This window comes from Pseudomonas sp. 8(2025), assembly GCF_052665325.1.
In genome coordinates this window covers 198,858-219,737 of record NZ_JBQOIE010000003.1, presented here as the reverse complement: position 1 = coordinate 219,737, position 20,880 = coordinate 198,858, and the positions used below count along the sequence as shown (strand labels likewise).

The 20,880-nt window shown below is 63.6% G+C and carries 17 protein-coding genes; 12 read left to right on the top strand and 5 right to left on the bottom strand.

Annotation, left to right across the window (positions count from 1 at the left end):
- Nucleotides 1-17: 17 nt before the first annotated feature.
- On the top strand, nucleotides 18-368 hold the full coding sequence (gene rplS / locus ACUXVH_RS07835) for a 50S ribosomal protein L19 (RefSeq protein ID WP_009047143.1): 351 nt from the start codon (nucleotides 18-20) through the stop codon (nucleotides 366-368).
- Nucleotides 369-426: 58 nt separating this feature from the next.
- Here rplS and ACUXVH_RS07830 read toward each other — a convergent pair whose 3' ends face one another.
- Nucleotides 427-2,553 (bottom strand): DUF4132 domain-containing protein, encoded by a 2,127-nt coding sequence (locus tag ACUXVH_RS07830; protein WP_065364574.1) that lies wholly within the window; start codon nucleotides 2,551-2,553, stop codon nucleotides 427-429.
- Nucleotides 2,554-2,877: 324 nt separating this feature from the next.
- On the opposite strand from ACUXVH_RS07830, the gene ACUXVH_RS07825 reads away from it, so the two are divergent.
- Complete coding sequence (locus tag ACUXVH_RS07825; protein ID WP_019094772.1) at nucleotides 2,878-3,291, top strand: acyl-CoA thioesterase; 414 nt, start codon at nucleotides 2,878-2,880, stop codon at nucleotides 3,289-3,291.
- 69 nt (nucleotides 3,292-3,360) lie between these two features.
- Here ACUXVH_RS07825 and ACUXVH_RS07820 read toward each other — a convergent pair whose 3' ends face one another.
- A complete protein-coding gene (locus ACUXVH_RS07820; RefSeq protein ID WP_065364573.1) occupies nucleotides 3,361-5,163 on the bottom strand; it encodes a cation:proton antiporter in 1,803 nt (600 codons plus the stop codon).
- 107 nt (nucleotides 5,164-5,270) lie between these two features.
- Between ACUXVH_RS07820 and xerD the strand changes: the two genes are divergently transcribed.
- The 6 genes from xerD (at nucleotide 5,271) to ACUXVH_RS07790 (ending at nucleotide 15,057) form a co-directional block, all read left to right on the top strand.
- Nucleotides 5,271-6,167 carry a site-specific tyrosine recombinase XerD gene (xerD, locus tag ACUXVH_RS07815; RefSeq protein WP_011059449.1) on the top strand — a complete coding sequence of 299 codons (897 nt, stop codon included), beginning with the start codon at nucleotides 5,271-5,273 and terminating at the stop codon, nucleotides 6,165-6,167.
- Nucleotides 6,168-6,316: 149 nt separating this feature from the next.
- Nucleotides 6,317-7,048 (top strand): thioredoxin fold domain-containing protein, encoded by a 732-nt coding sequence (locus tag ACUXVH_RS07810; protein WP_011059450.1) that lies wholly within the window; start codon nucleotides 6,317-6,319, stop codon nucleotides 7,046-7,048.
- A 134-nt stretch (nucleotides 7,049-7,182) separates the two neighbouring features.
- Complete coding sequence (locus ACUXVH_RS07805; protein WP_011059451.1) at nucleotides 7,183-8,487, top strand: homoserine dehydrogenase; 1,305 nt, start codon at nucleotides 7,183-7,185, stop codon at nucleotides 8,485-8,487.
- 107 nt (nucleotides 8,488-8,594) lie between these two features.
- The gene (gene thrC / locus ACUXVH_RS07800; RefSeq protein ID WP_011059452.1) at nucleotides 8,595-10,004 is read left to right on the top strand and encodes a threonine synthase; all 1,410 of its coding nucleotides are present in this window, start codon (nucleotides 8,595-8,597) and stop codon (nucleotides 10,002-10,004) included.
- 100 nt (nucleotides 10,005-10,104) lie between these two features.
- Nucleotides 10,105-13,707: an ATP-binding protein gene (locus ACUXVH_RS07795; protein ID WP_169892734.1), complete on the top strand. Its 3,603-nt coding sequence runs from the start codon at nucleotides 10,105-10,107 to the stop codon at nucleotides 13,705-13,707.
- 90 nt (nucleotides 13,708-13,797) lie between these two features.
- The gene (locus ACUXVH_RS07790) at nucleotides 13,798-15,057 is read left to right on the top strand and encodes an EAL domain-containing response regulator (RefSeq protein WP_072451201.1); all 1,260 of its coding nucleotides are present in this window, start codon (nucleotides 13,798-13,800) and stop codon (nucleotides 15,055-15,057) included.
- Here the strand turns inward: ACUXVH_RS07790 and ACUXVH_RS07785 are convergent.
- The gene (locus tag ACUXVH_RS07785) at nucleotides 15,054-15,716 is read right to left on the bottom strand and encodes a response regulator transcription factor (protein ID WP_011059455.1); all 663 of its coding nucleotides are present in this window, start codon (nucleotides 15,714-15,716) and stop codon (nucleotides 15,054-15,056) included. The genes ACUXVH_RS07790 and ACUXVH_RS07785 overlap by 4 nt on opposite strands.
- 208 nt (nucleotides 15,717-15,924) lie before the next feature.
- On the opposite strand from ACUXVH_RS07785, the gene ACUXVH_RS07780 reads away from it, so the two are divergent.
- The gene (locus tag ACUXVH_RS07780; protein ID WP_011059456.1) at nucleotides 15,925-16,212 is read left to right on the top strand and encodes a DUF3509 domain-containing protein; all 288 of its coding nucleotides are present in this window, start codon (nucleotides 15,925-15,927) and stop codon (nucleotides 16,210-16,212) included.
- A gap of 168 nt (nucleotides 16,213-16,380) precedes the next feature.
- Here the strand turns inward: ACUXVH_RS07780 and ACUXVH_RS07775 are convergent, their stop codons facing one another.
- Nucleotides 16,381-17,232: a TIGR02285 family protein gene (locus tag ACUXVH_RS07775; protein ID WP_065364568.1), complete on the bottom strand. Its 852-nt coding sequence runs from the start codon at nucleotides 17,230-17,232 to the stop codon at nucleotides 16,381-16,383.
- 76 nt (nucleotides 17,233-17,308) lie between these two features.
- Nucleotides 17,309-18,508 carry a CaiB/BaiF CoA transferase family protein gene (locus tag ACUXVH_RS07770; protein WP_015634286.1) on the bottom strand — a complete coding sequence of 400 codons (1,200 nt, stop codon included), beginning with the start codon at nucleotides 18,506-18,508 and terminating at the stop codon, nucleotides 17,309-17,311.
- Nucleotides 18,509-18,828: 320 nt separating this feature from the next.
- Here ACUXVH_RS07770 and bacA point away from each other — a divergent pair, with 320 nt between their 5' ends.
- From bacA to ACUXVH_RS07755, 3 genes are all read left to right on the top strand, one after another.
- A complete protein-coding gene (gene bacA, locus ACUXVH_RS07765; protein ID WP_011059459.1) occupies nucleotides 18,829-19,449 on the top strand; it encodes a biofilm formation regulator BacA in 621 nt (206 codons plus the stop codon).
- Nucleotides 19,450-19,464: 15 nt separating this feature from the next.
- Entirely contained in the window at nucleotides 19,465-20,160 is a 696-nt protein-coding gene (locus ACUXVH_RS07760) for a PspA/IM30 family protein (RefSeq protein WP_015634287.1), read from the top strand.
- Between the two features lie 66 nt (nucleotides 20,161-20,226).
- Entirely contained in the window at nucleotides 20,227-20,868 is a 642-nt protein-coding gene (locus ACUXVH_RS07755) for an OB-fold-containig protein (protein ID WP_011059461.1), read from the top strand.
- The last annotated feature ends 12 nt before the right edge of the window (nucleotides 20,869-20,880 follow it).

Below are 20,880 nucleotides of genomic sequence, written 5' to 3'. Positions count from 1 at the left end.
TACCTTAGGAGCACAGCATGACCAACAAAATCATCCTTGCACTCGAAGCAGAGCAGATGACCAAAGAGATCCCAGCCTTTGCCCCGGGCGACACCATTGTCGTTCAGGTGAAAGTGAAGGAAGGTGATCGTTCCCGTCTGCAGGCGTTCGAAGGCGTAGTTATCGCCAAGCGCAACCGCGGTGTGAACAGCGCGTTCACCGTACGTAAAATCTCCAACGGCGTTGGCGTAGAGCGTACTTTCCAGACCTACAGCCCGCAGATCGACAGCATGGCTGTCAAGCGTCGCGGTGACGTGCGTAAAGCCAAGCTGTACTACCTGCGCGACCTGTCGGGTAAAGCAGCTCGCATCAAGGAAAAACTGGCTTAAGTCCAGCTTCCGATGCAGAAAAAAGCAGCCTACGGGCTGCTTTTTTGTTGCCTGTCATTTAATGCCCGGAGCGGTTCAGCAGGGCGCAGACCGTGTTGGCGATCCGTTCCAGCAGTACCTCGTCATAAGGCAGCCAGGGCACGGCGGTCAATTTGCCGCTTTGCGCCGCCAGGGCCATCTCCACGGGTTCGCCATCGCGTGTCACGCGCCCGGTGGCCAGATGCACCGCATGGTCGCCGATGCGGACATGACGCCCCTCCATCGACAACACCCCCTGCTCGATAAGTGGGGCGAAAGCCCTGCCCAGCACGTGCTGGCGCATCAGAGCCATCTGGGTGAGGTTGTGCCCGGCCAGCAGGTTCAGGCGTTGCTCGCGCCGGGCTGCCGGCATTTGCGGCAGGGGCTGGCCGGTGGCGCTCTGTGCCAGCTCTTCGATGGCGAAACTGCTGACGCTCACCAGCAGGTCGATGGCCCGGCAGGCTTCTGAAAACACCTGCGGCGGCACATCCTGCAGCAGCATCGGCTGCCAGTGTTTATCGGTGCGCCGAGCGAAGCTTGCGCTGCCGGACAGGCAGTGCCCCTGCAGCCCCGGATAGAGTGCCGCGTCCACCGCAAAGCTCACCCGGATATCCCCCAGGTTCCGGCTCAGGCCGCTGTCCCTGTCGATCTTCCAGCCTTCGCGGCGGGCCAGGCCGATCAGGGGGCGGATGGACAGGCTGTATCCGGCGAATGCCTGGCAGGTGTGGCTTTCCAGCTCTTGCTGAGAGGGCAGGTAGTACTCGCGAAACACTTGGCGCAGCGGTTGTTTGATCCGGCGTTCGCTGATCAGGGCCTGCCAGGCGTGGCGCTCTGCGGCGTTGGCTGACAGCGGGTGCCATAGCGAAATCCTGCACCCGGCATCCAGGCTCAGCGGTTGGCCCCGGGAGTCTAGCGCTTGCGCATCTGCGTCCAGCAGGAAGCTGCGGCGTTGGCCGTCTGTGCAATGGGCAACCCAAACCAGTGAGCGGGCAAAGGGCGAGCCCACGGCGGAGTCCGCCAGTTGCGCTCGCCAGTCGCTGAAAGACAACTCAAAGGCTTGCCACAGCCCGGATTCCAGGCAACTGGCCAGAAGCCCGTGCTGGGCCTTGCCGGGCGTGCTGGTGGGGGCCAGGCGCAGGGCGATCTCGGGGCGTTGGGCCAGGCCGCGTTCGGCAGGTTTGAGGTTGCGGGCGAGTTTTTTCTGGATGCTGGCATGGCGCACCAGGCCCAGGGCGCTGCGCAGTGCCTGCACGCTTTCCGGGGTTGGCACCTGCTCGATGCAATGCCCCAGGGCGATGGCCAGGGACTGCGACGGCGCAGTCTTGGCCTGGGTCGGGGCGACGCAGGCCTTGGGCAGCAAAATGTCCATCAGTGGCGGCATCCAGGAGGCATCGCGCAGCAGGGCGACCCGCGCGGCGCGGGCGATCACCGGAGTGTCATCGGTGGTAAAGGCGCCATCGGCCACATAGGGCGTGGCGCCTCTGTGGATGGCGTCCAGGCGCTGGGCTGCGGTACTGAGGATCTGCTGTGAGAATTCGACGTACGCCGCGTCATCCATCAGCACCCTGGCCGGATCGGCGCTCAGGTGATGATGGCCGGTCCAGTACTCGCTGCCGGCCAGGGCCTGCCGTGAGCGAGGCTCCAGTTGCCCAAGCAGTTCGAACTCCTGCCGGGCGTAGGGCGCATCGGCGTAGTGTTGTTCCACGCAACGCCGCAGCGCCGTGCGGGTTTCTTCATCCACCCATTGCGCCAGCACGTACGCCTGGTGGTAGTACAGCGCCCACTGTGGGCCCGGTTCCGCAAGGATCCTGCGCAGTTCTTCGGCCAGGGCGGAGCTCGGTGTTCCGCTGAAACAGGCCAGTTGTTCCAGTGCCTCCTGCCAGTTCACGCAACTGCGCAGCGCCTCCAGCAGGGTGGTTTGATCGAGGGCCGGGCTCAGCTCCAGTTGCGTGGCCTGTTGCACGATCGCGGTCGCCAGTTGCTGCGCTGCCGGGTTGGCATGATCGCGCAGGGCTCGGCGGATGGCCGGCCACAGGCTGCCCAATTGAGCGGGCGTCAATGGGCTGATGTCGGGCGGCGGGCCGATGAAGTTCGGATGATCCACTCGGTCGGTGTTCAGGCGTTGTTGCAGGTGCGCGACGAGCGAAGGCGCGAGCGGGGCATCCATGGCGGCGGGTCTCCTTTTTCAGTGCGCGGATAATCGCATTTTTTATCGCCGGTTGTGGCCTCTGGTCCCTGGCGGGTTCTTTCGGCCCCTGCCGGGCGGCGATATACTCGCCGGCCCAATAAAGTGTGATCGCCCGATCCCTGCAGCCTGTACGGACGCCCAGGGTGCGTCGCATCCTCCCGGCAATCCTGGCCTGGTTCTATCCACAGGCAGGCCGCCCCGATTATTCCCATCAAGCCTTGGGTCGCTGCCCTGCAGCGCTCATGGGCGTTCCATGCCCGCAGCGTGCCCGTGCGCGGATCCATTCATTCAGGCAGTAGTCCGATGACCCTTCGTGAGCAAGAAATCCAGCGCCGTACCGAACTCTCGGTGACCCGCGTGACCAAGGCGGTATTCCCGTCCACCACCAATCATCACAACACCCTGTTCGGCGGCACTGCCCTGGCCTGGATGGACGAGGTTTCGTTTATCGCCGCGACCCGTTTCTGCCGGCTGCCGCTGGTGACGGTGTCCACCGACCGCATTGATTTCAACCATCCGATTGCCGCAGGTTCGATCGTCGAATTGGTGGGGCGAGTGGTGAAGGTGGGTAACACCAGCCTCAAGGTCGAAGTCGAGGTGTTTGTAGAGAGCATGAGCTGTGATGGTCGGGAAAAGGCCATCCATGGCTTGTTCAGCTTTGTCGCCATCGACGATGACAAGCGCCCGGTGCCGGTGCTTCCAGGGTTTGCGACGTAGGAGCCGGCGTGCCGGCGAATAAGCCATCGGGCCTCTTCGCTGGCAAACCAGTTCCTGCAAGGGGGAGCGTTACAGGGACTCGGGCTGGATCAGGGCCAGCAGCGTCCAGCCTGCCGCCGGCTTGAGGCTGCTGTCTGGGGTGACGACATGCACCCAGCCGCTACTGTCGCGGGCAAACAGCAGAGTGGCGCGTTCGCCGTGCAGGGCCTGGTAATCGTCCCAGCCAAAGGCTTCGGTCAGGTTGGTGCTGTACAGCTCCGCGCCCTGGCCCAGCAGGCTGGCCAGCTTGGTGTAGGTCAAGGCCTCGCTGCCCAGCAACTGGCCGCGGTGTTCGTGGCTGGCCCGGTGCTTGTCGGTGCGCCGGCTTTCCTGGCTGTTGGCCAGGGCGAACAGGCGCTGGTGGCCGAAGTCGTGGCGAAAGCGCATGGCGGCCAGGGTGTTCAGCTCTCCTGAGGGCGAGAGTGCAAGCAAGTGGCCCAGGCCCACCAGGTCCAGATGGGCATCGGCGTGCTGCGAGGCCGGGTTGCCGAAATAGGTGGGCAGCCCTTCCATGCGCGCCGCGCGAATGTTTTCCCAGCTGGAGTCGGTCAACAGCACCCGGCTGCCCAGTTGCTGCAAGGCTTTGCCAAGGGTCCGTGCCGGGCCGTTGGCGCCGACGATGAGAAAGCCGCTGGGCGCCGGCTCGGCGACTTTCAACAGGCGCGCCAGGGGGCGAGCCGTGGCGCTTTGCAGGACCACGGTGCCGATGATCACGGCAAAGGTCAGTGGCACCAGCAGCAATGCCCCCTCATGACCGGCTTCGTCCAGGCGGATGGCGAAGATCGCCGACACCGCTGCTGCAACAATCCCCCGTGGGGCAATCCACGCCAGCAAGGCGCGTTCACGCCAGTTGAGGCTGGAGCCGGCCGTGGACAGCAGCACGTTCAGTGGCCGGGCGATGAACTGGATCACCAGCAGCAGGATCAGCACCAGCGGGCCCAGGGCAATCAGCGCCTTGAGGTCCAGGCGTGCCGCCAGGAGGATGAACAGCCCGGAAATCAGCAGCACGCTGAGGTTTTCCTTGAAGTGCAGGATGTGCCGCACATCCACGCCCTTCATGTTGGCCATCCACATGCCCATCAGGGTTACCGCCAGCAGTCCGGATTCGTGCATCACCTGGTTGGAAGCGATGAAGATTCCCAGCACTGCCGCCAGGGTTGCCAGGTTGTGCAGGTATTCCGGCAGCCACTGGCGGCGCATGATGCTGCCCAGGACCCAGCCGCCGGCGATGCCGAACAGGCTGCCGCACAGAATCACCCCGCCAAAGGTCAGCAGGCTCTGGCTCAGGCCGGCGCCCTCGGCGCTGGCGATGATGAAGCTGTAGACCACCACCGCCAGCAGGGCGCCGATAGGGTCGATGACGATGCCTTCCCAGCGCAGGATATTGGCGATCGAGGCCTTGGGCCGCACTACCCGCAGCATGGGCACGATCACCGTCGGTCCGGTGACCAGGGTCAGGGTGCCGAACAGCAGGGCCAGCATCCAGTCGAAGCCCAGCAGCCAGTGGGTGGCCAGGGTGATCACGGCCCAGGTGGACAGCGCGCCGATGGTCACCAGGCGGTGCACCACACTGCCGATCTCGCGCCACTCGGAGAGGTGCAGGGTCAGGCTGCCTTCGAACAGGATCAGCGCCACCGCCAGCGAAACCAGGGGCATCAGCAGCGGGCCGAACATCTCCTGCGGGTCGAGCCAGCCCAGTATCGGCCCGGCCAGAATGCCGCTGAGCAACAGAAAGAGAATGGCCGGCAGTTTCAGCCTCCAGGCCAGCCACTGGCAGCCCAGCGCGGCCACGCCGATGCCGCCGAAGGCCAGCAGAATCTGTTGTTCACTCATCAATGCACCCTGTTCCTGAAAATGGCTGGCTATGAAAGACTAGCGACCCTGCGCGCAGTTCACTATTTTTTTACGCCTGGCCTCTGGGCCGCGCCTTTCGAGTCTTTATGCCTGCCATCGACCACCCCCTGATCGACCGTTTTCTCGACGCCCTGTGGTTGGAGAAAGGCCTGTCCGACAACACGCGCGACGCCTATCGCAGTGACCTGGCATTGTTCAACGGCTGGTTGCAGGAGCAGGGGCTGGAGTTGCCGCGGGCCGGGCGCGAGCTGATCCTCGATCACCTGGCCTGGCGCGTGGAGCAAGCCTACAAGCCCCGCTCGACAGCGCGATTCCTCTCGGGCGTGCGTGGTTTCTATCGCTATCTGCTGCGGGAAAAGCTGATTGAAATCGATCCCACCTTGCAGATCGACATGCCGCAACTGGGGCGTCCGTTGCCCAAGTCGCTGTCGGAGGCGGATGTGGAAGCGCTGCTGGCCGCGCCGGACCTGAGCGAGGCCATCGGCCAGCGCGACCGGGCCATGCTCGAAGTGCTCTATGCCTGTGGCCTGCGGGTTACCGAGCTGATCAGCCTGACCCTGGAGCAGGTCAACCTGCGCCAGGGCGTGCTGCGGGTCATGGGCAAGGGCAGCAAGGAGCGCCTGGTGCCCATGGGCGAGGAGGCGATTGTCTGGGTCGAGCGCTACATGCGTGATGCCCGTGCCGAGCTGCTGGGCGGGCGTCCCAGCGACGTGCTGTTCCCCAGCCTGCGTGGCGAGCAGATGACCCGCCAGACCTTCTGGCATCGGATCAAGCACCAGGCCAAGGTCGCCGGGATCGGCAAGGCGCTGTCGCCCCACACCTTGCGCCATGCCTTCGCTACCCATCTGCTCAATCACGGCGCCGACCTGCGAGTGGTGCAGATGCTGTTGGGCCATAGCGATCTGTCCACCACCCAGATCTATACCCATGTGGCCCGCGCCCGGCTGCAGGATCTGCACGCCAAGCACCATCCGCGCGGTTGATTTGCCTTCCGGGCCGCGCTTTGCGTCGCCCGTAGTCGGTGCCGGCAAACAGATGTGATAGGCTTTGCCGGTTTGCAAAACGGCTGTTTGCGAGCGGTTGCCATGGTGATCGCTGCGAGTGGCCCATTTGCCCGCCTTCAGGAGTTCCCATGCGCTTGACCCAGATTTTTGCCGCCGCCTCCCTGGCGCTGCTCAGCACTTTTGCCATGGCCGATGACAGTGCCGAGAAAGCCATCCGCAAGAGCCTCGAGACCCTGCAGCTCGAAACGCCTGTGGAAAGCATTACCGCCAGCCCCATGGGTGGCCTGTACGAAGTCAAGCTCAAGGGCAGTCGTGTGCTGTACGCCAGCGCCGACGGCCAGTTCGTGGTCCAGGGCTACCTGTTCCAGCTCAAGGATGGCAAGCCGGTCAACCTCACCGAAAAAACCGAGCGCCTGGGCATTTCCAAGTTGATCAACGGCATTCCGGTCGCGGAAACTGTGGTCTATCCAGCCATTGGCGAGACCAAGACCCACATCACCGTGTTCACCGACACCACCTGCCCGTACTGCCACAAGCTGCACGCCGAAGTGCCCGAGCTGAACAAGCTGGGTGTGGAAGTGCGCTACGTGGCGTTCCCGCGCCAGGGCCTGGGCTCGCCGGGTGACGAACAGCTGCAGGCGGTCTGGTGCTCGGCGGACAAGAAAGCCGCGATGGACAAGATGGTCGACGGCAAGGAAATCAAGGCCGCCAAGTGCGCCAACCCGGTGTCCAAGCAATTCGCCCTGGGCCAGTCGATCGGTGTCAACGGCACCCCGGCCATCGTTCTGGCCGATGGCCAGGTGATTCCCGGCTACCAGCCGGCACCGCAGATCGCCAAACTGGCCCTGGGTGCGAAATAATCCTGCATCGTCACGCTAGCCTTTGACGATCATGGCCCGCCGGCCAAGCCGGCGGGCCATTAATAGAGAGCCGCGCAGTTTGCGGCTGTATTCCACGGCCGGCCTAGAGTCGGCCGTTTTATGGGGAGTTCAGAGTGAATCCGGTCAAAGTAGGCATCTGTGGGCTGGGTACTGTCGGTGGCGGTACCCTAAACGTACTTCAGCGCAACGCCGAGGAGATTGCCCGCCGTGCCGGGCGTGGAATCGAAGTAGCGCAGATTGCTACCCGTACGCCAAAGCCGCAGTTCCAAACGACCGGTATTGCGATTACCAACGATGTCTTCGCCGTGGCCACCAACCCTGAAATCGATATCGTCATCGAGCTGGTGGGCGGCTACACCGTGGCCCGTGATCTGGTGCTCAAGGCCATCGAGAACGGCAAGCACGTGGTCACCGCGAACAAGGCGCTGATCGCCGTGCACGGCAACGAGATCTTCGCCAAGGCCCAGGAGAAGGGCGTGATCGTGGCCTTTGAAGCCGCCGTGGCCGGTGGCATCCCGGTGATCAAGGCGATCCGCGAAGGCCTGTCGGCCAACCGCATCAACTGGCTGGCGGGGATCATCAACGGCACCGGCAACTTCATCCTCTCGGAAATGCGCGAGAAGGGCCGCACCTTTGAAGACGTGCTGGCCGAAGCGCAGGCCCTGGGCTACGCCGAAGCCGATCCGACCTTCGACGTCGAAGGCATCGATGCCGCGCACAAGCTGACCATCCTGGCCTCCATCGCCTTTGGTATCCCGCTGCAGTTCGACAAGGCCTACACCGAAGGCATCACCAAGCTCACCACTGCCGACGTGAACTACGCCGAGGCCCTGGGCTACCGCATCAAGCACCTGGGTGTGGCGCGCCGCACCGAGGCCGGTATCGAGCTGCGGGTGCACCCGACCCTGATTCCGGCCGATCGCCTGATCGCCAACGTCAACGGTGTGATGAACGCGGTCATGGTCAATGGCGATGCCGCCGGTTCGACCCTGTTCTACGGCGCCGGCGCGGGCATGGAGCCGACCGCTTCCTCGGTGGTGGCCGACCTGGTGGACGTGGTTCGCGCCATGACCAGTGATCCGGAAAACCGCGTGCCGCACCTGGCGTTCCAGCCTGACTCGCTGTCGGATCATCCGATCCTGCCGATCGAGTCCTGCGAGAGCGCCTACTACCTGCGCATCCAGGCCAAGGATCACCCGGGCGTACTGGCCCAGGTGGCGAGCATCCTCTCGGAGCGCGGCATCAACATCGAATCGATCATGCAGAAGGAAGTGGAAGAGCAGGACGGCCTGGTGCCGATGATCCTGCTGACCCACCGTGTTCTGGAGCAGCACATCAACGATGCGATCACCGCCCTGGAGGCCCTGCAGGGCGTCGTTGGCCCGGTGGTGCGTATCCGCGTCGAACATTTGAATTAATGAAGCAGCCGCAAGTGGCGAGCGGCAAGCGCCAAGTCAGAAGCTGATCGGCTTTGACTTGAGGCTTGAAGCTTGCGGCTTGAGGCTCAAACCGAAGGTTTGTCCCCATGCGCTATATCAGTACTCGTGGCCAGGCACCGGCCCTGAATTTCGAAGATGTGCTGCTGGCAGGTCTGGCCAGTGACGGCGGTCTCTATGTGCCAGAGAACCTGCCGCGTTTCACTCAGGAAGAAATCGCTTCCTGGGCTGGCCTGCCGTATCACGAGCTGGCGTTCCGGGTCATGCGCCCGTTCGTCACCGGCAGCATTCCGGACGCCGATTTCAAGAAGATCCTTGAAGAAACCTACGGCGCCTTCTCCCACAACGCCATTGCGCCGCTGCGTCAGCTCAACGGCAACGAGTGGGTGCTGGAGCTGTTCCATGGCCCGACCCTGGCATTCAAGGACTTCGCCCTGCAGTTGCTGGGTCGCCTGCTGGACTACGTGCTGGAGAAGCGCGGCGAGCGCGTGGTGATCATCGGTGCCACCTCCGGTGACACCGGCTCGGCGGCCATCGAAGGCTGCAAGCGGTGCGACAACGTCGACATCTTCATCCTGCATCCGCACAACCGTGTATCGGAAGTGCAGCGCCGGCAGATGACCACCATCCTCGGCGAGAACATCCACAACATCGCCATCGAAGGCAACTTCGACGACTGCCAGGAAATGGTCAAGGCCAGCTTCGCCGACCAGGGCTTCCTCAAGGGCACTCGCCTGGTGGCGGTGAACTCGATCAACTGGGCGCGGATCATGGCCCAGATCGTCTACTACTTCCACGCGGCCCTGCAGTTGGGCGGCCCGGCACGTTCCATCGCGTTCTCGGTGCCCACCGGCAACTTCGGCGACATCTTCGCCGGCTACCTGGCGCGCAACATGGGCCTGCCGATCAGCCAACTGATCGTCGCCACCAACCGCAACGACATCCTGCACCGCTTCATGAGCGGCAATCAGTACGTCAAGGAAACCCTGCACGCGACCCTGTCGCCGTCCATGGACATCATGGTCTCGTCGAACTTCGAGCGTCTGCTGTTCGACCTGCACGGTCGCAACGGCGCGGCCCTGGCGGCCTTGATGGACAGCTTCAAGCAGGGCGGCGGTTTCAGCGTCGAACAGGATCGCTGGACCGAAGCGCGCAAGCTGTTCGACTCCCTGGCGGTGAACGACGAGCAGACCTGCGAAACCATCGCCGAAGTCTTCGCCCAGACCGGCGAAGTGCTGGACCCGCACACCGCGATCGGGGTCAAGGCCGCCCGTGAATGCCGGCGCAGCCTGGATACACCCATGGTGGTCCTGGGCACCGCGCACCCGGTCAAGTTCCCGGATGCGGTGGAGAAGGCCGGTGTCGGCAAGGCTCTGGAGCTGCCGGCGCACCTGTCCGACCTGTTCCAGCGTGAAGAGCGCTGCACGGTCCTGGCCAACGACCTGAAAGCGGTGCAGGCTTTTGTCAGCCAGCACGGCAATCGTGGCAAGCCGCTCTGATTCATTGGCTTTGCCGACTAACAAGCCCGTCTTCTGACGGGCTTTGTTTTTTCTTGCCCCAGTGGCATGAGTGTGGCTCGCAAGACGCCGGGAGGCCCGGATGATTCGCCGTCGAACCTATCGGAAACTGCCCGTCCAGCGCTGGCTGTGCGGGCCTGTGCTGGTCTGTGCAATATTCGCTTGGGCGGCACCTGCCTACGCCGCTCAGAACCTGTCTTTCAAGTTGGTGCCGGCCTTTGTCGATCTCGACCCCTTGCCCCTGGCTCCCGCCGAGCAGCGATGGCTGAAAAGCCACCGGACCCTAAGGGTGGGGATTTCCATCGATGACTACCAGCCCATCGACATCACTCGCGACCGTAACCGTTACCAGGGCATCAGCGCCGATTACCTGAGCCTGGTGGGCGAGCGCCTGGGAACGTCCATGGAGGTCCTGGGCTTTTCCGAGCGCGAGCAGGCGGTGGAAGCGCTGCGCAACGGCACCATCGATGTGCTGACCAGTGCCAACGGCTATGAGCGCGGAGCGCCGGGGCTGCGTTTTACCAGTGACTACATGCCGGACCTGGCGGTGGTCGTGGTGCGTCGGGACGAGCCGCAGCCCAGTGACGACCTGGCGGGCAAGAAGGTGGTGCTGCTGGACGGCTACGCCAATGCCGCCCAGGTCCATGCGGCCTATCCCGACAGCCAGATCATGCTTTCACCGAACCTCTACAGCGGCCTGGAAGCGGTGAAGCAGGGGGATGCCGACGCCTTCATCGGCAACGAGGTGATCGTTCGCGCCTACAAGGCCCTGCGTCCCTACCTGGGGTTGCAGATCCACGTGGAAAGCCGCCTGCCGCCCACCGGCTTTGCCTTCGCCACCCGCGACAGCAATGTGCTGCTGGCGCAGTTGCTGGAAAAGGCCCTGCAAAGCATCGATGAATCCATACGCCGGGAAATCCAGGCACGCTGGACCACTGGCCTTGGGGCGAGCAACTTCGCCGAGCCGATCGAGCTCAGCGCCCAGGAACAGGCCTGGATCCTCCAGCACCAGCATGTGGTGGTGGCCTCCCAGCAATACCCGCCCCATGTGTTCAAGGACAAGGAAGGCCAGTGGACCGGCCTCAATATCGACCTGCTCAACCGTATCTCGCGCATGACCGGGCTGCATTTCGTGCAGAAGGAAAGCCAGACTACTGCCCAGACTCTGGAACTGCTGGAAAGCGGGCAGGCGCAGATGAACACCACCCTCACGGCCAGCGACGACCGGCGGCTGTTCCTGAACTTCTCCCATGCCTTCGGCGGCGCGGCGTGGGTGTTCGTGGTGCGTCCCGAGGACCGGCGCCTGAGCAGCCTGAAGCAGATGGCGGGGGAGGTGCTGGTGCTTCCGGCCCGGCACACCCTGGAGAGCTTTATCCGGCGCAACTACCCGGACATTCGCCTGCGCAGCGTTGCCAGCTATGAAGAGGCCCGGGCCCTGGTCAGCAATGGCGAGGCCATGGCGACTATCCAGAGCGAGGTGCAGGCCCTGGGGCCGGCCGAGACCGGGGTGATGGTAGGGCGCAGTGTCGAGGGCACCTGGTCGGCCGACGAGTTTTCCGTGCGCAAGGACCAGCCCGAGCTGCTGAGCATTCTCAACAAGGCACTGGAAGCCTTGCCGGTAGCGGAGCTCAGCGCTCTGCGCCTGAAATGGCTGGGGGCTACGCCAGTGCCGGTGCCTGCCTGGCAGCGCGTGCCGAACTGGGTGTATTGGGCGATTGCCACAGCACTGCTGTTCGGCCTGATTTCCCTGGCCTGGAACAGTCGCCTCAAGCGCCAGATCCAGCAGCGATTGCTGGCTGAACAGCGGCTCAATGATCAACTGGTGTTCAAGCGGGCCTTGCTCGACGGTATTCCCAACCCGATTTTCGTGCGCGACCTGCAGGGGCGTTTGATGACCTGCAACAAGAGTTATGAACAGCAATTGGGCACCAGCCTGGCGCAGATCCAGGGGCGGCAACTGACCGAACTGGACATCCTGCCGCCGGCCACCGCCCAGCAGTTGCATGGTGAGTTCATGCAGTTGCTGGCCTCCGGTGAATCGGTGTTCGCCGACCGACAGGTGGAGTCCAGGGATGGCCCTATCGATGTCTATCAGTGGGCGGTGCCCTTCTACAGTGCAGAAGGGCAGTTGCAGGGCTTGCTGGGCGGCTGGATCGACATCACCGAGCGCAAGCGCCTGGAGAACCAACTGGTGGAGGCGCGCCAGGCGGCCGATCAGGCCAACGCGGCGAAGACGGCTTTCCTGTCCACCATGAGCCACGAGATCCGCACACCGATGACCGCCATCCTTGGCCTGCTGGAACTGGAGAAAGAGCAGGCGCGGCTGCGCGGCGTGCCCTTTTCCGAAGCCCTGCGGGTGGCTTACCAGTCTGCCCAGGAATTGATCGGCCTGATGGGCGATAGCCTGGACCTGGCCAAGATCGAGGCCGGGTATATGCACCTGGTGCCCCAGGTCACCGCCCTCAAGCCGTTTTTCGAGAGTATCCGGCAGTTGTTCGAGGTCACGGCGCGCAACCAGGGCGTGCAGTTGCAGCTGGTGTTCAGTGAGCGGGCCAAGGGCCGTTATCTGTTCGACCCGGCGCGCCTGCGCCAGGTAGTGCACAACCTGTTGAGCAACGCGCTGAAATTCACCGCCCAGGGCGAGGTGCGGATGACGGTAGAGTGCCAGCCTGACGAGTCCGGCCTTGAGTGCCTGCGCATCAGCGTTGCGGACACCGGCCGCGGTATCAGCGCCGAGCAGCAGGCCAAGCTGTTCACGCCCTTTGTCCAGGCCGATGCCATGACCTCGTCGGCCTACGGCGGCACCGGGCTGGGGTTGAGTATCTGCCGGCAACTGGTGGAACTGATGGGCGGGCGGATTCACCTGCTCAGCGAGCCCGGGGTCGGTACCGTGGTGTCGCTGGAGCTGTACCTGGAGCGGGTCAGTGACGATTTCGAGTCTGGGCCGGCGTCGACGCAGGAACGTCCGCCGAGCCGGAGCATGGAGGTGCTGGTGGTGGATGACTTGAGCGCCAACCGCATGGTCCTGTGCCAGCAACTGATGTTCCTCGGGCACCGGGTGGTGGCTTGTGACAATGCCCGGGAGGCGTTGCAGCAATGGCGTGGCGGCACCTTCGACGCGGTGATGACTGACTGCAACATGCCGGACATGAGCGGCTACGCCCTGGCCGAGGCGATACGCCAGGCCGAGGCACAGGAAGGGCGCGGGCGTTGTCCGGTGATCGGCTGCACCGCCAATGCCTTTGAAGATGAACGCGAGCGCTGCGAGGAGGCCGGAATGGATCAACTGCTGGTCAAGCCGGTAACCCTGGATCAGTTGGCCCAGGCCCTGGCGCGCTTCCTGCCGCCGCCATCCTTCAACATCCAGACCTTGCGCAGCATGACCCAGGCCGACGACCAGGTGCTGCAACGCATGCTGCACGAGTTGTTGCGCAACCTCGCCGAGGAGCAGCAGGCGCTGGAAGCGGCGCACCAGGCCCGCGACCGGGAACGCCTTGGGGGTACCCTGCATCGGCTCAAGGGCGTGTGCTGCCTGATCGATGCCCTGCCCCTGGCCAGGGCCTGTATCGAGCTCGAGGGGCTGGTCAAGGGGCGGCAGGACGAGGCCATCGATCGTCATTGGCCATTGTTGCTGGAGGTCATCGCCAGCTTGCGCAGTGATATCCAGGCTGTCCTGGATGATTAAGACTTGTCCTATGTGTGCGTAGGAATTGTCTGATTAACCTGCCGGTTCGTTGTGGATACTTGCCACGCACGTCGTACCGGAGGTTGCCCCATGCATTCGCTTAAAGTGCTGATTCTCGAAGATAACTCGTTCCAGCTGATGGCCCTGCACCAGATGCTCAACGCCAATGGCGTGTTCAATGTGCTGACCGCCGAGAGTGTCGAGGCCGCGCGGCGTTCGCTGGACAGCAAGGGGCCGGTGGATATCGCCATCTGCGACCTGTACCTGGAGCAGGCCGACGGGCTGGAGCTGATCCGTGACCTGGCCCGTCAGGAGCGGGCTCGGGCGCTGATCATCCTCAGCGATGCTGAAGAGGATGTGCTGGAGGGGGCGGCCGGCATGGCCCGGGAGCTGGGCCTGAAAGTGCTGGGCTGCCTGCCCAAGCCGGCCTCGGTGGCGGTGATCGGCGACTTGCTCACGGCCTACCAGCAGCACTCCAGGCAGGGGGCGCCTGCGCCGGACCAGGCGTTGCTGCGGGACTTGCTCGGGCTGGAGCCGTTTTCCCTCGACAGCGTCACCCAGGAGGAAGGGCTGGCGGCGATCCTGGGCCACGGCGTGGCGCATTTCCAGCCGGTCATCCAGCCCCACGGCGAGCTCCAGGGGGTCGAGGCCCTGGCCCGCTGGCAGCACCCCGAGCGCGGGCTGCTGATGCCCGGGGAGTTTCTGCCATTGATCGAGTTCGCCGGCCTGCAGGAGATCTTTACCTGGCACATGCTGGAACAGGCCCTGGAGCTGGCGGCCGGGGTGAAGCTGGTGATGGGCCATTCGTTGCCGGTGGCAGTGAACATTCCCATCGGCATCCTTGAACGGCCGCTGTTTCCCCGTCAGTTGGAGGCCTTGCTGAGGCGTTTCGAAGTGCCAGCCCGGCTGCTGACCCTGGAAATCATCGACACCACCCGGCTACAGACCGATACCGCCCATGTGGAGGCGCTGCTGCGCCTGCGGATGATCGGCTGCAAATTGTCCATCGGCGACTTCGGCATCGGCGGCACCAGCCTGCAGCGCCTGCTGGAACTGCCCTTTACCGAGTTGAAGATTCCCCCGGTGTTCGTGGCGGGCATGGCGGCCGACGAACGCAAGGTGGCCCTGGTCGGTGGGGCGATGAACATGGCCCGGCGCATGTCCCTGGGAGTGGTGGTGGCCGGGATCGAGAGCGAGGCCGACTATAAGGCGGCCAAGGCCCTGGGGGCGGCCCATCTGCAGGGCTGCTTCCTGGCCGGGCCGATGAGCGCTGCCCAGATGCGCCAGTGGCTGGCGCAGGCGCTGGACCGGGGTGCTGAGGGGGCTGGCGCTGAGGGCCTGTGTGCCTAGGACAGCCCGTGCTCCTGCACGTAGATGTACAGCGCGGCTTCGCTGGACAGGCCGAGCTTGCGCATGGCACTGACCTTCTGCGCACTGACGGTCTGCTTGCTGCGGTTGAGTTGCGCGGCAATTTCCCCGACCGCATGGCCAGCGGCCAACAGGCGGATCACTTCCAGCTCCCGCGGCGACAACTGATCGCTGGAAACCAGGCGGTCCGGCCCCACTTCGCCGGCCAGGCTCAGGGCCTGCTTGATGGCCTGGGCGATGTAGGGCTTGTGTTGCCGCGCCCGGGCGATGGCAGTCGGCAGCTCGTCCGCCAGGCTGGCCTTGCTCAGCAGGCCCGTTACTCCCAGATCGAGGATCGAGCGGAACAGTCCGGGGTGGTTGAGCATGGTCACCACCACGATGGGCAGGTCGGGGTGGCGGCGGCGCAGCTGTTCGATCAGGCGCAGGCCGTCGTTCTGCTGTTCGGCTGGCATCATGAAATCCGTCACCAGCACATCGCATTCGATCTCCTGCATCAGTTGCGCCAGGGCGGAGGGCGAGCTGGCCTCGCCGACGATGGCCAGGCTGTCGTCCTGTTCCAGGACGGCGCGCAGGCCAATGAGGAAGATCGGGTGGTCGTCGGCAAGGATGATGCGCAATTTGTTGTTCGTCGTTGCTTTCAAAGCTGAGCTCCAATGCAAAGGCGGCGTTGTTTGCGCCTGGTCGGCCGTTTTTCAGCTGTCATATTACCCGTGCATGCTCGATTGACTCAGGTCGGCAGCAGTAGGTGTGGCGAACTTTCTTCTCTGAGCGATGGTCACTTGAATGTCAGAAAGCTACCGGCATTTTTGTTTTCGAACCTTTAATTCGAGCTATTGAGTGGTGATCTAGATGGAAAGTATCAGTCTTTTATTGAGTGAGGCCCTGAGCCCTTACCAGGTTGCTCTGACGCCTTGCGGGGCTCGGGGCGAATGCCTGGTGACCTTGAAGAATGCTGCCGGCGCCATCGTGGTGGAGCGTGAGGTCAATCGGGCGCAGCTCACTGACAAGCGCCTGCTCACTGATGTGGTGGACGGCCTGCACCGTGATGTGCTGATCGCCGAAGGCCGGCTCGAACCCTGCGTGATCGCCGCCCTGCGCCATGCCGCCGAAGACAAGGCGTTCGCCCGGCGCAATTGATCTGAAATTTTACGGAACCTTCCGCCAGGCCCGTCAGTCAGACTCAGTATCAGCAGGATCAGGCATTGTGCTCCGGTGCTTGTGGCCTGCTGGTACGGGTCTGCAAAGACCACGTTTAACCCCGAGTCGTCTCCCCACTTCTCGGGGTTTCTTTTTGCCCGGCGTTTGTCAGTGGTCCTTCAAGTCCTGGAAGTAGGCCCGGGCATCGGCGCGGTATTCATCGCGCATTCCGGGGTCCAGCCAGGCGGCATACAACTCCACCAGTCGCTCCTCGCGCAGCTTGAGCAGGGCTTGGTTGATCCGGGTGATGGCTTTGCGGCCCTGCGGGGTATCGGAGCAGCCGACGTGGATTTCCTGATACTTGCTGGTGCCTTCGACCGGGTAGAACTCCAGATCCTGCGGGTCCATGCCCTGCTGCACGGCCTGGTAGCGGATTTCCGGCCAGTAGCCCAACAGCAGTTGCAGGCGCCCCAGGCGCTGCATCTGCAGCAGGCTGCCCAGGGCGTCGTTGCCGTAGTGGGCGCGGATCTGCTGCGGAGCAACCTGCTGCAGCAGGTTGTCGAGCTGTTGCCCGTAGCTGCGCTCGGCCACCACCCCGATCAGTTCCTTGCCGCTGTCGAGCAGGCCATGCAGGTCGACCTTGCCGTCATGGATGAAGTGCGCGATCTGTTCACGGTCGGCACGGCGGATCGCCAGGCCATTGCTCAGCACTCGAAAGCTGGTGATGGAGAAGGCCACCCATTGCGCACGCTCCTTGTTCCAGATCAGCGCCGGATCACAGGTGAAGCTGGGGTCGCGCAACATCTGCATGCCCCGGGCGCGATTGACCCGTACCAGTTCGTGCTGGTACTCCGGCAGGCTGGCGATCAATTGCGGCATCAGCAGGTCGACCACTCCTCGATCTTTTTGCTGGCCCTCGAAAATATTCAGCGGCGGCAGGTCGCGCAGCAGCCAGGTGAGCATTTCGCCGGCGTGGCCGGGGGCGCAGGGCAGCCACAGCAGGCAGGTTGCGAGCGCCATCGTCAACCGGCCAAGGCCTGGCCTCGGGCGTCGCTGGGCCCGTTGCGGGGGGGCAGTGTGAGACGGCTGTTTCAGCTTAGATTGCCCCAGAGTTGCGCAGGTCCTGGATCTGCTCGCTGCTGTAGCCCAGGCCGGCCAGAACTTCGCTGGAATGTTCGCCGAGCTCGGGGCCGACCCAGTCGGCCGAGCCCGGAGTCTGCGAGAGCTTTGGCACGATGCCGGGCATCTTGAAGGCCTTGCCGTCCGGCAGCCTGGCCTGGAGGAACATTTCCCGGGCGAGGAATTGCGGGTCGTGGAACATGTCCTCGGCGCTGAAGATCCGGCTCGCCGGGACTTCGGCCTGGTTCAACTGCTCCAGCACCTGCTCCAGGGGCAGGGACGCCACCCAGCGGTCGATCACCCCATAGAGTTCGTCGCGGCGGGTGTCGCGCCCGTCGTTGCTGGCCAGGGCCGGGTCATTGGCCAGATCCTCACGGCCAATCAGGAGCATGAAGCGCTTGAAGATCGCATCGCCGTTGGCGCCGATCTGCACGTGCTTGCCGTCGGCACTGGTGTGGATCGACGAAGGGGTGATGCCGGGCATGATGTTGCCACTGCGTTCGCGGATGAAACCGAATACATCGAACTCCGGAACCATGCTTTCCATCATGGCGAAGATCGCCTCGTACAGCGCCACGTCCACCACCTGCCCCTGGCCGCCGTTGACCTCGCGGTGACGCAGCGCCATCAGCGCGCCGATCACCCCCCACAGGGCAGCGATGGAGTCGCCGATGGAAATTCCGGTGCGCACCGGTGGGCGGTCCTCGAAACCGGTGATGTAGCGCAGGCCGCCCATGGATTCGCCCACCGCGCCGAAGCCCGGTTGGTCCTTCATCGGCCCGGTCTGGCCAAAGCCCGATAGCCGCACCATCACCAGTTTGGGGTTTAGGGCGTGCAGCACGTCCCAGCCCAGGCCGAGTTTTTCCAGCACGCCGGGGCGAAAGTTCTCGATCAGGATGTCCGCTTCGCCCAGCAGTTGCTTGAGCACCGCCAGGCCTTCCGGGTGCTTGAGGTTCAGGGTCAGGGACTTCTTGTTGCGTGCCTGGACGAACCACCACAGCGAGGTGCCTTCATACAGCTTGCGCCACTTGCGCAGCGGATCGCCGCCATCGGGTGACTCGACCTTGATCACCTCGGCACCGAACTCGGCGCAGATGCGCGCGGCGAAAGGGCCGGCGATCAGGGTGCCGAGTTCTATCACTTTCAATCCGGCGAGGGGCTTGCTGAGGCTGGTCATGGGGCATCCGCTGGGCAGGAAAATCCGCCTAGCCTAGACCATTGGTCGCCATTAAGGCAGCGCCTGACGCCTGCCTTTGCCGATTATTTCCCGCTCGGGCCAAGGATTATTGTGCTTCTCATTCCATTGGGCGGCAGGGTTTAATGACGCCGCTTGAAAAAAGAGCGGTTGCGAAAGCTGTAAAAGGGTCTATGCAGCGATGGATGCCTTGCGGCTGTTTGCCGAGCGTTCCTCCTGATATTTCTTGTTACAAATGTCGCCTGTAAATTTTACATGTGATGAATTGAAAACCTTACATGTGATGTTCTAGTCTCTGCGCCATGGAAAACAAATCCTCAGCCCATTACCAACGTTTATTCCGCCAGCGCCTGCGTGATCAGGGCCTGGTGAAAAAGGAAGTCTGGATACTGCCGGAGAACGCCCAGGCGTTGCTGGCGGTTGAACGCAAACTGCGTCAGCCCTCAGAAGGGCTGGCTCCTGTGGAAAAGGATGGAGAAATGAGCATGCCGCAGATCTGGAATGCCCGATCGCTGTGCCAGGCCCTGGTAGCCACCGAGTTGTTCAGCAGTGGCGAAGCCAGCGTTGAACTGCTGGAGGGTGCCGAGCCGAGCTTGCACGTGACCATGCGCGAATACGGCGACCTGCCGTTGTTCGTGGCCCTGTCCGGCGAGCAGATCCTGGTGGAGGCGCTGCTGTGGCCGCAAAGCGAAGTGACCGATGTGGCCGCGTTCAACGAGGAAGTGTTGCTCAGCCGCCAGTTGTTCCCGCTGTCGAGCATCGGCCTGGAAACCCGCTTTGGCGGTGAGCGCCACTACATGATGTACGGCGCCCTGAGCGCAACCTCGATTCTCTCCAACGTGCTCTACGAGATCGAAACCCTGGCCAGCAACGTGATCAGGGCAACCGAGGCCTACGAAGGCTACCTGAAGGCTCAGGCCTGACCTGGAGGAATGCACATGAACGTATGGAGCAAGCTGCTCACCGCGCTGCGCGGTGGTGCCAATGAGGCGGGCGAGGCCCTGGTGGACAGCCAGGCACTGAGGATTCTCGATCAGGAGATCCGCGACGCCGATCAGGAACTGCGCAAGTCCAAGGAAGCCCTGGCCGAGATCATGGCCCGGCAGAAACTCGCCGCCGAGCGCGCCAACGGCAGCGCGGCCAAGATCGCCGAGTATGAAAGCTACGCCCTCAAGGCCCTGGAAGCGGGCAACGAAGCCCTTGCCCAGGAAGTGGCGCAAAAGATCGCCAACCTGGAAAATGACCTGGCCGTGGAGCGTGAGCAGGCCGATGGTTTTGCCGCCAGCGTCGCGCAGTTGCGCAAGGCCGTGACCCAGGCCGAGGGCAATATCAAGCATTTGAAACAACAGGTGGATACCGTCAAGGCCACCGAAAGCGTGCAGAAGGCCCAGCAGGCCGTGGCCCAGCGCTACGGCGGCTCCCAGAGCAAGCTGCACACCGCCGTGGAGTCCCTGGAGCGGATCAAGCAGAAGCAGGCCGAGCGCGCGGCAAAGATGGACGCCGCGGCCGAGCTGGCCAGTACCAGCAGCCCGGACGATGCCCTGGATGCCAAGTTGCGTGAAGCCGGGATCGTTGCCGGCAGCACCAGCGCCGACAGCGTGCTGGCGCGCCTCAAGGACCGTAGCAAGTCCTGATTCACCGTTGTGTTGTAGGGGCGGGGCCGCCTGGCCTTGCCCGGCTTTTTCAGGGATAGGAAAGCAATGGAAATCTTCCTGCAGACAGTGTTGTCGTTCCCCACAGTGCTGTTCAGCTTCATGCTCTGCCTGGCCGTGATCTACTGGGCCGTGGTGGCCATGGGCATGCTTGAAGTCGACCTGCTGGACTTCGAGGCCGACTCGCTGCTCGACAGTGCCCACGCCGGCGAAGGCCTGGCCGGGCTGCTGATCAAGTTCAAACTCAACGGGGTGCCGGTCACCCTGGTGCTGACCCTGCTGATGTTCTTCAGCTGGTTCCTGACCTATTTCGCCGAACTCTACGTGCTCAGCCACCTGCCCCTGGGTTGGCTGCGCTATCCCCTGGGCCTGTTGCTGGCGGTGCTCGCACTGTTCCTGGCAGCGCCCATCAGCGCGACGATCTGTCGTCCGCTGCGCCCGCTGTTTCTCAAGATGGAGGCCACCAGCAGCAAGTCGGTGCTGGGGCAGACGGCTGTGGTACGCAGCGGCAGAGTCACCCTGGAACATGGCGAAGCCGTGCTCGAGGACGGCGGCGCGGGCCTGATCCTGCGTGTGCGTGCCGATGAGGCACGAGCTTTCAAACGCGGCGATCGCGTCGTGTTACTGGAGTATCTGGAGGCGCAACACGCCTATCGGGTCATTACAGAGGACGAGTTTCGCGGCCTCTGAGCCCGGGCTCCC